The organism is Williamsia sp. Y844, from assembly GCF_056786475.1.
Genome location: NZ_JBXCJB010000001.1, coordinates 2,449,382 through 2,461,525, shown reverse-complemented (window position 1 = coordinate 2,461,525; position 12,144 = coordinate 2,449,382). Strand labels below are relative to the sequence as shown.

Genomic DNA, 12,144 nt, shown 5'->3' with positions numbered 1-12,144 from the left:
CGGGGCTTCCTTCCATCGGGATTTTCGTTCAGGAGGTTTTGGGGTCAGGGTTGGGTGGGGCCCGGCGCCGGTCCGGAAAAACCGGCCTTGGTCACCGCGAACGCCTCACCGAGGAACTGCCGCAGATCGTCGTGCGGAGCGGTTCCGTCGGTCCACATCTCCAGAGCCACGCGCAGAGTGCAGAGTGCGTTGGTGAAGACGAGCCGTTCGAAAAGCCCAAGCGCAGTTGTCGGGCCGCGCGCGGAGACGACCTCGGTGAACCGTTCCTTCTGCACATCGGTCATGTCGCTGTGCTCCTTGTGCGCGACCAAGGTCGGCTCGGTCTCGAGCAGTCGGATCAGCGTGGCGAACTGGCCCGGTACCGCATCCGTGTCGCAGGCAATCTCAGTCAATCCGTATTCGACTGCATCCCAAAGGGATTCGTCAGCCGGTCGGGATTCGATGTGGTCGGCCATCCGGCCGAGGACAACGCCGACAAAGTAGATGAGCGCATCCTCTTTGCCGGTGAAGTAGTTGTGAAAGGTCCGCGCCGAGACGCCGACCTCAGCCGCCACGGTGTCGACTGAAACCGACTCCAAACCACCTTCAGCGGCATGACGGAGCACCGCGGTCGCCAAGGCGAGCCGCGTGGCGGCCTTCTTGGTTTCACGAAGTCCCATTTGCTCCATGCAACCCACCGTACGGAAATTGCAGTGCCCTGCAAATTTTCTGCGGGGTGCAAAATTGATGAATAGGTCACACGCCGGGAGCATTGGTGACCCCCGTCACCGACCGCGGAAGTTGGAGGCCTCTTGCGGCTTTCGGCGAGCAATCACCAACGGTTCGCTACGGTTGGCGGCATGCGCGTAGCGATCTCCAAACTCCTCGGGGCCACGATTGTTGCCGGAGGTATGGCGATGGCGCTGACCGCCTGCTCCGACGACGATTCGGCACAATCTGATGACTCGGCATCGTCGTCGGCACAAGCGGTTGCCACCGAGACCTCGGCTGCGATCCCGCCTGCGACCGGCAGTGCGGCCGTTCAGAACTCGAACGCGCCCGCCGTTCCGGGCCCGTCGTTGCCGCCGGCAACCTCGATCCCGGAATCGAAACTGCTGCCCGACGTCGATGGCGCCCGTTGCGACACCGTGAACGGGCCGGACGGGGCGTTGCACGTCATCATCCTCGAAGGCAGCTCGATCGACTGCGCCGTGGCGATGCCGATCGCCGAGGAATACGCACCCATGATCGCGACCGGCAAACCCCAGCAGGTCCAGGGATGGGACTGCGGCCCCTCACAAACCCGCGGAGTGCTTTCCAGCTGCACCAGTGGTGCTGACACCATCTCATTTTCGATCGAATAGCCCACGGCGACTCCACCTTCACCTGGCGTCCACTTCGAAGCAGTTTAGAAATCCAATATTTTTGGAAACCCATCTACATCTGGTGTGGTCACGAAGCCCCTGTGCCCGCCAGAACGCACAAGATGAGGAGTATTTCCATGAATCGAATTGCGCGCACGACCACAGGTGTTCTCGCCGCTGTCGCAGGTAGCGCGGCATTGGCGTTTGCCGCGGCACCGGGGGCATCCGCCGCTCCGGTGTCCATCTGTCCGGCCCTACCTGGGCAATCAGCCACAGCCGAGGACTGCACGGCCGCTTCCGGGCCGACCGGATTGACCCTGGCCATCACGCTTGACGGTGGTAAGGCCTATGTAACCGGAGACAACTTCGCCGGACCTGCCGCCATCGCCATCGGTCCAGGAGCAGAGGTAAACATGGAAGGCGTGAATCCGGGTCTCGCGATCGGTATCGCCGGCCCCGGTGGCCAGGTCACCGTTGACGGAGTCAACCGTGTTACCTGCACAGATGGCCCCGGCTTCGCGGGTGACTTCCAGACGCTGACCGGTTGCTTCAACGACGGGACCATGCAGATCCCGCTGGGCTGACCGTTCACTTAGCCCTATCGCTCCATCCCCAGGTGCTCTATGTTCGAATTCGCCGCTGTGTGCGCTCGGATCTCCCGGAGCACAGGCATCTGGGGATGGAGGCACCGTGCTTCGGACAGTGTTCAACGAAGAGCATGAAGCTTTTCGCAAGGTGATTCGCGATTTCATCAATCGCGAGGTCGTTCCGGTGCACCACGAGTGGGAGGTGCAGGGTCATCCACCCCGGGAGTTCTACAACCGACTCGGTGAGCTGGGCATCCTTGGCATCGAGGCCCCCGAGGAGTTCGGTGGCGGCGGCTCGGACTCTTTCAAGTTCACCGCGATCGTCACCGAGGAGGCAGCCCGCGCCGGCGTCACGTTCGGCTCATACTCGGTGCACTCCAACCTGATCCTGCCGTACCTGGTCGAATACGCGACCGAGGAGCAGAAGAAGCGCTGGCTTCCCGGTTTCATCTCCGGCGAGATCATGACCGCCATCGCGATGACCGAGCCGGGGACCGGATCTGACCTGGCCAACATCGCCACCACTGCCAAGCTGTCCGAGGACGGCGAGTACTACACCCTGAGCGGTTCCAAGACCTTCATCACCGGCGGCGCACTCGCCGACCTCATCCTGGTCGTCTGCCGTACCGCGTCCAGCACCTCGGAGAACCGGCGGTCCGGGCTGACCATCCTGTGTGTCGACACCACGTCCGAAGGTTTCTCGGTTGGCCGCAAGCTCGAGAAAATCGGACTGAAGGCCTCCGACACCGCCGAGCTGTCATTCGACAACGTCCGGGTGCCGGTCACCGATCGCCTCGGTGAGGAGGGCGAGGGCTTCAACTACCTCACCCATAATCTCGCCCAAGAGCGCCTGACCATCGCGCTGCAGGCTTCGGCCTCCGCCCAGGCAGCCCTGCAACACGGCATCAACTACGTCAAGGAACGCACCATCTTCGGTAAGCCGTTGGCGTCGTTCCAGAACTCCAAGTTCGTTCTGGCCGAGTGCGCCACCGACGTCGATGCCATCGTTTTGATGGCCGACCATGCACTCGAATTGCACGACCAGCGACAACTCAGCGTGCCCGACGCCGCGAAAGCCAAGCTCTTCTGCACCGAGGGCGCCGGCCGGGTCATCGACAAGTGCCTGCAGCTGCACGGCGGCTACGGATACGTCACCGAGTACCCTATCGCCCGCCTCTACGCCGACACCCGTGTCTCGCGCATCTACGGCGGAACCAGCGAGGTCATGAAGACCATCATTGCGAAATCCCTTGGTATCTAGCCAACTTCGTTCATCCATCAAGAACACCCTCAACTCAGGAGACAAGCGCAGATGCGTGATGCAGTGATCGTCGATGCCGTCCGCAGCCCGGTGGGCAAAAGGAACGGCGGACTGGCCGGAGTCCATCCGGTCGACCTGTCGGCCCAGGTTCTCCAAGCCCTGGCGGCCCGCAACAACCTCGACCCCGCCACCGTCGACGACGTGATCTGGGGTTGTGTCTCGCAGGTCGGCGAGCAGGCCGCGTGTATCGGCCGGTACGCGCTGCTGGCTGCCGGATGGCCCGAAGAGGTTCCCGGCTTCACCGTCGACCGCCAGTGCGGCTCGTCGCAGCAGGCCGTTCACCTCGCGGCGGCCGGTGTCGTCGCCGGCCACTACGACATCGCCGTCGCCGGTGGCGTCGAATCGATGTCGCGGGTTGTCATGGGGGCCACGCGTGCCGGTGGACTCCACGGTGAGCCGTACGGCCCGATGGTCCGCGCACGGTATGACAACTTCGCGTTCAATCAGGGCATCGGCGCGGAGATGATCGCCGACGAATTCGGGCTCAGCCGTACCGATCTCGACCAGCACGCCCTCGACTCACACGAGCGCGCGGCCACCGCCATCGACGATGGCCGTTTCACCGACCAGATCGCACCGATCACGGTGACGGGTGACGACGGGGCCACCACGATGGTGACCACCGACGAAGGTGTCCGCCGTGGCGGCACGCTCGAAAAGCTCGGTGCGCTCAAGACCCCGTTCAAGGAAGACGGCGTCGTATCGGCGGGTAATGCCTCGCAGATCTCCGATGGGTCAGCGGCACTTTTGGTGACCACCAGCGAGATCGCGGCGGCCAATGGTTGGACGCCGCTGGCACGCGTGCATTCGGTGGCCGTGGTCGGCGCTGATCCGATCACCATGCTCAAGGGCCCGATCCCGGCCACGGCAAAGGTTTTGGCGCGCGCCGGGATGTCGATCAACGACATCGGGACCTTCGAGATCAACGAGGCCTTCGCCTCGGTATCACTCGGATGGCTGCGTGCCACGGGTGCCGACTACAAGCTGCTCAATCCCGAAGGTGGCGCGATGGCGCTGGGCCATCCGCTCGGCGGATCGGGCGCGCGCCTGATGACGACCATGATCCACCGCATGCGCGACAACGGGATTCAGTTCGGTCTGCAGTCGATGTGCGAGGGTGGCGGCATGGCCAACGCGACCATCATCGAATTGGTCTGAGCCGCCCACATCCCTTGCGCGTGGGGGTCATTCTCCGGTGAAGTCCCCCACGCGACGTTCGTTGAAGGCAGCCAGAGCTTCCCGATGATCCTCGGTCGGATGCGACAGGGCCTGAAGGGCCGCGGACAGTTCCAGGAATCCGTCGAAGTCCTGCCTGCCCGATTCGCGCAGTAGCCGCTTCGTGGCCCGCAGCGCATGCGGCGGGTTCACGGCGACCCGCTCGGCGAGTTCCCGGGCGGTGGCCAGCAGATCCTCGGGCTCGACGACCCGCGAGACCAACCCCCAGTCCAACGCGGTCGCGGCATCGACGCGATCGCCGGTGAACGCCATCTCGGCGGCCCGCGCGGCGCCGACGGCCCGCGGCAACAGCCACGCGCCACCGTCACCCGGGATGATTCCGAGCTTGACGAAACTCTCCGCGAAGAATGCCTTCGTGGAGGCGACGCGCATGTCGCACATCAGCGTCAGGTCGCAACCCGCGCCAACCGCCGGGCCGTTGACAGCCGCGATGATCGGCACCTCGCACGTGTACACCGCGCGTGCCAGACGCTGGATCCCACGCCGGTACCCCTGAAAGATCTGGTGCGGCTTTCCGCCGAACATGCCGTTGCGATCGACCATGTCCTTGACATTGCCGCCCGCCGAGAACGCGCTGCCCGCACCGGTGAGGATCACCACGCGTGTCTGCGGATCGGTGTTCGCGATCTGCACCAACTCGACCATCCGGTCAACCACCTCATCCCCGGAGATCGGGTTGCGGCTCTCTGGCAGGTTCAGCGTCCAAGTGGTGACATGTCCCTCGGTCCGGGCAAGTACGACATCGTTTTCGGCAGTCATCACGCGATCCTATCCACGAGGCGATATTCCCCTTTCCTCGTGCCTATCCGCGTGCAGCCGAATATCCGGTTAGCACACTTGCCAATTGCAATCGCGTTAAAATTGGCCAGCTCTGATGCGACGTCGCACCGCGCGGCGGGTCGTCCCTACAGGCGGCAACAAACGACCGTCCTAGAACACAGACACGTTGTCAGCGAACAGGATTCGAATGTTTGCATTCATCGCACGCGTCGTTGTCGGTCACCCGTGGCGAGTCATCGCGGGTTGGGCCGTCATCGCATTGCTCATTATCGTGTTCTCGCCCAGCCTTGGGGACCACACCAGCGGTAACAATCAGGATTTCCTTCCCAAATCGTTCCAGTCGGTGAAGGCGCAAGAACTTGCCGACGAATACTTTCCCGCCTCCGCAGGCGCCACCGGCACGCTGGTGATCTCACGGACCGATGGTGCGCCACTGTCGACCACGGATCAGCAGACCGCCCTCGGACTCGCCGCCACGTTGCAGAACGAGAAGATTCCGGGCGTCACCGCGGTCACCGGCAGCGAAGAGTCCTTCTCGCCGGATGGAAAAGTGGCCGTCCTGCAAGTGTCCTTTGCCGGCCAGGCAGGCGCCGACAACGTCGATGACGCGGTGCCAAAGGTGCGCGAAGCCGCCCGTAAGGCACTCGATGGCACCGGCCTTCGGGCCGGCCTGACGGGCAACGCCTCGATCCTGGTCGACACCGACTCGGCATACGACAATGCCGAGAACATCATCACCATCGCGACCGTCATCGTCATCGTGCTCACCCTGGGCCTGGTCTTCCGCAGCCCGATCATCGCGGTGGTACCCATCGTCGTGATCGGCATCGTCTACCTTGCGGTTCGCGGCGTGACCGCCTTTGCCGCCGATCTGTTCGACTTCAAGGTTCCCAACACCCTCGATGCCATATTGCTGGTGGTTCTCTTCGGAGTTGGTACCGACTACATCGTGTTCCTGCTCTTCCGATATCGGGAACATCTGCGGCAGGGCGCCAACCACCATGACGCACTACTCCAGTCCACCAGGGTGATCGGACGGGTGGTCGCCTCATCCGCCATCACCGTGATCGGCGCGTTCGCCGCCCTGTTCCTGGCCAGGCTCGGCTTGTTGAATTCGCTTGCACCCGGGCTGATCATCGCCGTGGCGCTCATGCTGATGACAGCCCTGACATTGATACCCGCACTCTGCGCCCTGCTGGGCAAGTACCTGTTCTGGCCGCTGGGTCCGGGCACCGAGTCGAAGCGGTCGCCCTATGGTCCCATCAGTCGATTTGTCGGACACCGCCCGGCAATTGTGGTGGTGATCGTCGCCGCCGGGCTGATCGTGTTGACGATTTTCGCGCCGTCATACAAATCGACGTACGACACGCTCAACGAAATGCCTTCTGATACTCCGTCTCTCGAGGCCTACGACACCCTCTCCGCATCTTTCCCCCAAGGCGCACTCAGCCCCACTCAGGTGTACGTCGAGACCGAAGGGCCGGTTCCACAAGACGACTTGGCCACGCTCAGCAGCAATCTCAGCAAGGTCCCCGGTGTGGCATCGGTGTCGGAACCCAGAATCAGTACGGACGGCACGGCAGCGGTGATGGATGTCATCCTGGTCGACGGACCCTATACATCCGGGGCACTCGATCTCGTCAAAGGTCCACTCAACAAGGCCGCCCAGAGCTCGATCCCCGATGCCGATGTGCTCGTCGGGGGCGAGTCGGCGACACTCGCGGACGTCCGCTCGCAACTCGATTCGGATAGCAAACGGGTGTTCCCGGTGGCCGTGGTGATCGTGGGCCTCATTCTCGGGTTGCTGCTGCTATCCGTGCTCGCACCACTCAACCTGCTTGTCTGCGTGGGTCTCACGTTCGGTGCCACCCTCGGAGCGGTTGTCATCGTCTTCTTGTTCGCCGCCGGACTCGACGGGATCGACTTCACCACCCCGATCGTCCTCTATCTGTTCGTGGTGGCCATCGGGACCGATTACAACATCCTGCTGAGCGAGCGCATCCGAGAAGAGTTCTTGAACGGCCATCGACCTGCCGAGGCCGCCAGGATCGCCATCGCGGGCAGCGGACCCACGGCCGCCGCAGCCGGCACCATCCTCGCGTTGACCTTCGCCTCACTGATCCTCACCGGGCTGGACAATCTGAGAGAACTCGGGACCGGCGTGGCAATCGGTGTACTGCTGGCCTCTCTGGTGATGGCGCCGATATTGGTCCCCGGACTCTCGGTGTTGCAGAGGAGCGCATTCTGGTGGCCGACGAAACGATCCAAACCGCCTGCGGCCGACGCGGATGCAGATACACCCGGCCCCGGAGGCGACGGACCGAAGTCGCCGGAACCTATTGTTCATTGACCAAATCCACGGGCTCCCCGACGAGTAGCATCGGCCCCGTGACCGAAACACCGGTACGCACCAACAATCGCCTGGACGCCAAACGTGTCCTCGTCTACAGCGACGACGCGAGCACCCGCAGGCAGATCATCGCTGCCCTCGGCGACTTCCCGCCCGACGGCCTCGACCCCTTCCTCTACGTGGAGGTGGCCACCGGCCCCGGTGTGATCCGCGAGATGGACGCCGGGAGCATCGACCTGGTGATCCTCGACGGAGAGGCGGCTCCGGCAGGCGGGATGGGTATCGCGCGGCAGCTGAAAGACGAGATCGTCGACTGCCCGCCGATCATCTTGCTCACCGGCCGTGCGGAAGATCGATGGCTGGCGTCGTGGTCGCAGGCCGAGGCCGTGGTTTCCCGCCCGATCGACCCCTTTGCGCTCACGAAAGCCGTGGTTGCGGTACTGCGTTCGCGCCCGTAGACCCATCTTTTGACCTCTCATCGTTCCCGTTTCCACAGTTCTCGCTGTCCGGGCTTTTTATGAGCGATCCAGATAACTGCGATTACAAATCAGCACGGCCGTCCCAGCCCGTAACGGTGTCGCCGCAGACCCGGCCGACGGTAGTGTGTGTTTCAGATCACACACGGTCCCCTGGGTGATCCGAGCACGAACATCGACCTTGCGAATCGGCCCTGTCCGAGCGTCGCCGCCCACTCCGCAACCACTCGCTGGGAAGGAGCAACACGCACACGTGAACCTGTATGTGCCGATATTTGTACTCGGCCTGATCGCAGTGGCATTCGCGGTCGGGTCAGCTGTTCTCGCGGGTGTCGTCGGCCCCCGCCGATACAATCGCGCCAAACTGGAGGCGTACGAGTGCGGCATCGAACCGATCCCAAATCCACTGGGCGGCTTGGGAACCGACATCGATTCGGGAAGTGTTACCAGGCAGCGCATCCCGGTGAAGTACTACCTGACCGCAATGCTGTTCATCATCTTCGACATCGAGATCGTGTTCCTGTATCCGTGGGCGGTCTACTTCGACTCGCTCGGCGTGTTCGGCCTGATTGCGATGGCGCTGTTCATCTTCAATGTCTCGGTGGCGTACGCCTACGAATGGAGGCGCGGCGGACTGAGTTGGGACTGATCGGCTCGAACCGAGCACGCTGCCCGAAAGAGAGTGTCCATCATGGGTCTTGAAGAAAAGCTCCCCAGCGGATTCCTGCTGAGCACGGTCGAGGGCCTGGCCGGGTACATGCGTAAGGGCTCACTGTGGCCGGCCACATTCGGTTTGGCCTGCTGCGCCATCGAGATGATGGCCACCAGCGGTGGACGTTTCGACATCGCCCGCTTCGGGATGGAGGCCTTCCGCGCCTCGCCCCGCCAAGCCGACCTGATGATCGTCGCAGGCCGGGTCAGTCAGAAGATGGCGCCGGTTCTCCGCCAGATCTACGACCAGATGGCGGAGCCGAAATGGGTTCTTGCCATGGGTGTTTGTGCATCATCGGGCGGAATGTTCAACAACTACGCCATCGTCCAGGGCGTCGACCATGTTGTCCCTGTCGACATCTACCTACCCGGGTGTCCCCCGCGGCCCGAGATGCTGCTGCACGCAATCCTCAAGCTGCACGAGAAGATCCAGGAGATGCCGCTCGGTGTCAATCGCGACGAAGCGATCCGCGCAGCCGAACAGGCCGCGCTGTCGGCCACCCCGACCATCGAGATGAAGGGGTTGCTGCGATGACTCCCCCGACACCAGAGAAGGACTCCGGACGCGAGGTGATCGGCACCCGTCGCGGCCTGTTCGGCGCGAGTGGCAGTGGTGACACCTCCGGGTACGGCCGTCTGGTCAGCCCGATCTTCATGCCCGAGCGCACATCCCGGCCATACGGGGGCTACTTCGACGACGTTGTCGACCAACTCGGCCGGGCTCTGGCCGCACGGGGAGGACCCGATGCCGACGAGGCCATCGAGAAGGTCGTGGTGTTCCGCGACGAACTGACCATCCACGTGCGCCGCGAACATCTACCGGCAATTGCCGGTGCGCTCCGCGACGAGCCCGGTCTGAGGTTCGAACTGTGTCTCGGTGTCAGCGGTGTGCACTACCCCGACGAGACCGATCGCGAACTCCATGCCGTCTATCCGCTGTTGTCGATCACCCACAACCGCCGCATCCGTATGGAAGTGGCTGCGCCGGACGCGGATCCGCACATCCCGTCCCTGTATGCGATCTATCCGACGTGCGACTGGCATGAACGGGAAACCTACGACTTCTTCGGGATCGTGTTCGACGGCCATCCGGCGTTGACCAGGATCCAGATGCCTGACGACTGGGAGGGCCATCCGCAACGCAAGGACTATCCACTCGGAGGTATCCCGGTCGAGTTCAAGGGTGCTCGCATCGCACCGCCCGACCAGCGGAGGTCGTATAACTGATGACCACGTACAACGCGACCGGACAGGATTGGGACGAGGTTGTCAGCGCCGCCACCGGCGCGGGCGAGGAGCGGATCGTCGTCAACATGGGACCGCAGCATCCGTCGACCCATGGGGTGCTGCGTCTGATCCTCGTGCTCGAAGGCGAAACCGTGATCGAAGCCCGCTGCGGTATCGGCTACCTGCACACGGGCATCGAGAAGAACCTCGAATTCCGCAACTGGACCCAGGGCGTCACGTTTGTCACCCGGATGGACTATCTGGCCCCGTTCTTCAACGAGACGGCCTACTGCCTCGGGGTCGAGAAGCTTCTCGATATCACCGACGCGATCCCAGAGCGGGTCAACGTCATTCGGGTGATGCTGATGGAACTCAACCGGGTCTCGTCCCATCTGGTGGCGCTCGCGACCGGCGGCATGGAACTCGGCGCGGTGACCGCAATGCTCTTCGGATTCCGGGAACGGGAATTGATCCTCGACGTCTTCGAGATGATCACCGGTCTGCGGATGAACCACGCCTATATCCGGCCCGGCGGACTCTCCCAGGACCTACCCGACGGGGCCGTCGAGAAAGTCCGCGAGGTGCTCCGCGTGCTACCCGGGCGCCTGCGCGACATGGAAGATCTGTTGAGCGAGAACTACATCTGGAAGGCCCGAACCCGAGGCGTCGGCTATCTCGACCTCACCGGATGCATGGCGCTGGGTGTCACCGGACCGATCTTGCGGGCCACGGGACTGGCCCATGATCTGCGTCGGTCCTCTCCGTACTGCGGCTACGAGAACTACGACTTCGACGTCATCACCGATACCGCCTGCGACTCGTACGGCCGCTACCAGATCCGGGTCAAGGAGATGAAGGAGTCACTCAAGATCGTCGAGCAGTGTCTCGACCGGCTTCGTCCCGGACCGATCATGGTGGAGGACAAGAAAATTGCTTGGCCAGCCGAGCTCACCGTCGGGGACGACGGTCTTGGGAACTCCCCGAAACACATCTCCGAGATCATGGGATCGTCCATGGAAGGTCTGATCCACCACTTCAAACTCGTCACCGAAGGGATGCGGATCCCACCGGGGCAGGTCTATATCCCGGTCGAATCTCCGCGCGGCGAACTCGGCGTCCACATGGTTTCCGACGGTGGCACCCGTCCCTATCGGGTTCACTTCCGGGATCCGTCGTTCACGAATCTCCAAGCGGTGGCCGCGATGTGCGAGGGCGGGATGATCTCCGACGTGATCGCCGCCGTGGCCGGGATCGACCCCGTGATGGGGGGTGTGGACCGATGAGCGCCGAACCGGTCTTCATCGACTTCGGTACACCGCGCGAAGTGGCCGCCGAATCCCGGCGATACCCGGACGATGTGGCCGCTCGCCTGACCGGTGACGCGATACAGATCATCGCCAGGTATCCCAGCGCGCGGTCGGCTCTGCTTCCGTTGCTCCATCTCGTGCAGAGCGTGGACGGATACATCACACCGGCCGGAATCGGTTTCTGCGCAGACCAACTCGGTCTCACACCCGCCGAGGTCACGGCGGTGTCCACCTTCTACTCGATGTATCGGCGCGAAGAGACCGGCGACTACCTCGTCGGGGTCTGCACCAACACGTTGTGCGCCGTGATGGGCGGTGATCAGATCCTGGCCGATCTGCACGAACACCTCGGAGTGGAGGTCGGCCAGACCACTCCCGACGGCTCGATCACGCTGGAACACATCGAATGCAACGCGGCCTGCGACTACGCGCCGGTGGTGATGGTGAACTGGGAGTTCTTCGACAATCAAACACCCGGATCCGGTCGCGACCTGGTGGACGCACTGCGCCGGGGTGATCCGGTGACACCCAGTCGCGGTGCCCAACTGTGCACCTTCCGCGAAACCGCCCGGATTCTGGCCGGGTTCGCCGACCCTCGCGAGGGGTCCTCGGATGCGGCCGAACCGGGTGCTCCGACGCTGGCCGGGCATCGCATCGCCAAAGAACGCGACATGCAGGCTCCGGAGGAGGCCACGGCTTCTGACGACGTCGCAGGCCCCGACGACCAACAGGCGGCCGCGGAGTCGACGGCCGACAAGCCTGCACCGGCACCGTCTGCAGACGTGTCTCCCGGAAAGGCGAGCTGA

At 63.4% G+C, this 12,144-nt stretch carries 13 protein-coding genes; 11 read left to right on the top strand and 2 right to left on the bottom strand.

All coding sequences use genetic code 11. The annotated features are described in order from the left end of the window. Positions 1 to 44: 44 nt before the first annotated feature. Positions 45 to 668, bottom strand: a complete 624-nt coding sequence (locus AC1TQG_RS11255) for a TetR/AcrR family transcriptional regulator (RefSeq protein WP_482136988.1) — start codon at positions 666 to 668, stop codon at positions 45 to 47. 171 nt (positions 669 to 839) lie between these two features. Between AC1TQG_RS11255 and AC1TQG_RS11250 the strand changes: the two genes are divergently transcribed. From AC1TQG_RS11250 to AC1TQG_RS11235, 4 genes are all read left to right on the top strand, one after another. Beyond that, entirely contained in the window at positions 840 to 1,343 is a 504-nt protein-coding gene (locus tag AC1TQG_RS11250; RefSeq protein WP_482136987.1) for a hypothetical protein, read from the top strand. A 137-nt stretch (positions 1,344 to 1,480) separates the two neighbouring features. Then, on the top strand, positions 1,481 to 1,927 hold the full coding sequence (locus AC1TQG_RS11245) for a hypothetical protein (protein ID WP_482136986.1): 447 nt from the start codon (positions 1,481 to 1,483) through the stop codon (positions 1,925 to 1,927). A gap of 106 nt (positions 1,928 to 2,033) precedes the next feature. Next, positions 2,034 to 3,191 carry an acyl-CoA dehydrogenase family protein gene (locus tag AC1TQG_RS11240; RefSeq protein ID WP_482136985.1) on the top strand — a complete coding sequence of 386 codons (1,158 nt, stop codon included), beginning with the start codon at positions 2,034 to 2,036 and terminating at the stop codon, positions 3,189 to 3,191. A 51-nt stretch (positions 3,192 to 3,242) separates the two neighbouring features. Further along, positions 3,243 to 4,409 carry a thiolase family protein gene (locus tag AC1TQG_RS11235; RefSeq protein ID WP_482136984.1) on the top strand — a complete coding sequence of 389 codons (1,167 nt, stop codon included), beginning with the start codon at positions 3,243 to 3,245 and terminating at the stop codon, positions 4,407 to 4,409. Between the two features lie 27 nt (positions 4,410 to 4,436). On the opposite strand, the gene AC1TQG_RS11230 is transcribed toward AC1TQG_RS11235, so the two are convergent. Next, positions 4,437 to 5,246, bottom strand: coding sequence for a crotonase/enoyl-CoA hydratase family protein (locus tag AC1TQG_RS11230; protein ID WP_482136983.1), 810 nt, complete (start codon positions 5,244 to 5,246; stop codon positions 4,437 to 4,439). Positions 5,247 to 5,454: 208 nt separating this feature from the next. Here AC1TQG_RS11230 and AC1TQG_RS11225 point away from each other — a divergent pair, with 208 nt between their 5' ends. From AC1TQG_RS11225 to nuoE, 7 genes are all read left to right on the top strand, one after another. After that, positions 5,455 to 7,617, top strand: coding sequence for an MMPL family transporter (locus AC1TQG_RS11225; protein WP_482136982.1), 2,163 nt, complete (start codon positions 5,455 to 5,457; stop codon positions 7,615 to 7,617). Positions 7,618 to 7,655: 38 nt separating this feature from the next. After that, positions 7,656 to 8,075 carry a hypothetical protein gene (locus AC1TQG_RS11220; protein WP_482136981.1) on the top strand — a complete coding sequence of 140 codons (420 nt, stop codon included), beginning with the start codon at positions 7,656 to 7,658 and terminating at the stop codon, positions 8,073 to 8,075. Between the two features lie 271 nt (positions 8,076 to 8,346). Beyond that, the gene (locus AC1TQG_RS11215) at positions 8,347 to 8,742 is read left to right on the top strand and encodes an NADH-quinone oxidoreductase subunit A (protein ID WP_482136980.1); all 396 of its coding nucleotides are present in this window, start codon (positions 8,347 to 8,349) and stop codon (positions 8,740 to 8,742) included. Positions 8,743 to 8,784: 42 nt separating this feature from the next. Further along, positions 8,785 to 9,339: a NuoB/complex I 20 kDa subunit family protein gene (locus AC1TQG_RS11210; protein ID WP_482136979.1), complete on the top strand. Its 555-nt coding sequence runs from the start codon at positions 8,785 to 8,787 to the stop codon at positions 9,337 to 9,339. After that, the gene (locus AC1TQG_RS11205; RefSeq protein WP_482136978.1) at positions 9,336 to 10,031 is read left to right on the top strand and encodes an NADH-quinone oxidoreductase subunit C; all 696 of its coding nucleotides are present in this window, start codon (positions 9,336 to 9,338) and stop codon (positions 10,029 to 10,031) included. The genes AC1TQG_RS11210 and AC1TQG_RS11205 overlap by 4 nt, the downstream gene beginning before the upstream one ends. Continuing rightward, a complete protein-coding gene (gene nuoD / locus AC1TQG_RS11200) occupies positions 10,031 to 11,314 on the top strand; it encodes an NADH dehydrogenase (quinone) subunit D (RefSeq protein ID WP_482136977.1) in 1,284 nt (427 codons plus the stop codon). The genes AC1TQG_RS11205 and nuoD overlap by 1 nt, the downstream gene beginning before the upstream one ends. Further along, complete coding sequence (gene nuoE / locus AC1TQG_RS11195; RefSeq protein ID WP_482136976.1) at positions 11,311 to 12,144, top strand: NADH-quinone oxidoreductase subunit NuoE; 834 nt, start codon at positions 11,311 to 11,313, stop codon at positions 12,142 to 12,144. Before nuoD ends, nuoE begins: the two co-directional genes overlap by 4 nt.

Bases quoted from the DNA above. Each gene is read 5' to 3' on its own strand.
- AC1TQG_RS11230 (WP_482136983.1), bottom strand. From the start codon at position 5,246: ATGACTGCCGAAAACGATGTCGTACTTGCCCGGACCGAGGGACATGTC.
- nuoE (WP_482136976.1), top strand. From the start codon at position 11,311: ATGAGCGCCGAACCGGTCTTCATCGACTTCGGTACACCGCGCGAAGTG.
- AC1TQG_RS11255 (WP_482136988.1), bottom strand. From the start codon at position 668: ATGGAGCAAATGGGACTTCGTGAAACCAAGAAGGCCGCCACGCGGCTC.
- AC1TQG_RS11250 (WP_482136987.1), top strand. From the start codon at position 840: ATGCGCGTAGCGATCTCCAAACTCCTCGGGGCCACGATTGTTGCCGGA.
- nuoD (WP_482136977.1), top strand. From the start codon at position 10,031: ATGACCACGTACAACGCGACCGGACAGGATTGGGACGAGGTTGTCAGC.
- AC1TQG_RS11225 (WP_482136982.1), top strand. From the start codon at position 5,455: ATGTTTGCATTCATCGCACGCGTCGTTGTCGGTCACCCGTGGCGAGTC.
- AC1TQG_RS11245 (WP_482136986.1), top strand. From the start codon at position 1,481: ATGAATCGAATTGCGCGCACGACCACAGGTGTTCTCGCCGCTGTCGCA.
- AC1TQG_RS11210 (WP_482136979.1), top strand. From the start codon at position 8,785: ATGGGTCTTGAAGAAAAGCTCCCCAGCGGATTCCTGCTGAGCACGGTC.
- AC1TQG_RS11205 (WP_482136978.1), top strand. From the start codon at position 9,336: ATGACTCCCCCGACACCAGAGAAGGACTCCGGACGCGAGGTGATCGGC.
- AC1TQG_RS11235 (WP_482136984.1), top strand. From the start codon at position 3,243: ATGCGTGATGCAGTGATCGTCGATGCCGTCCGCAGCCCGGTGGGCAAA.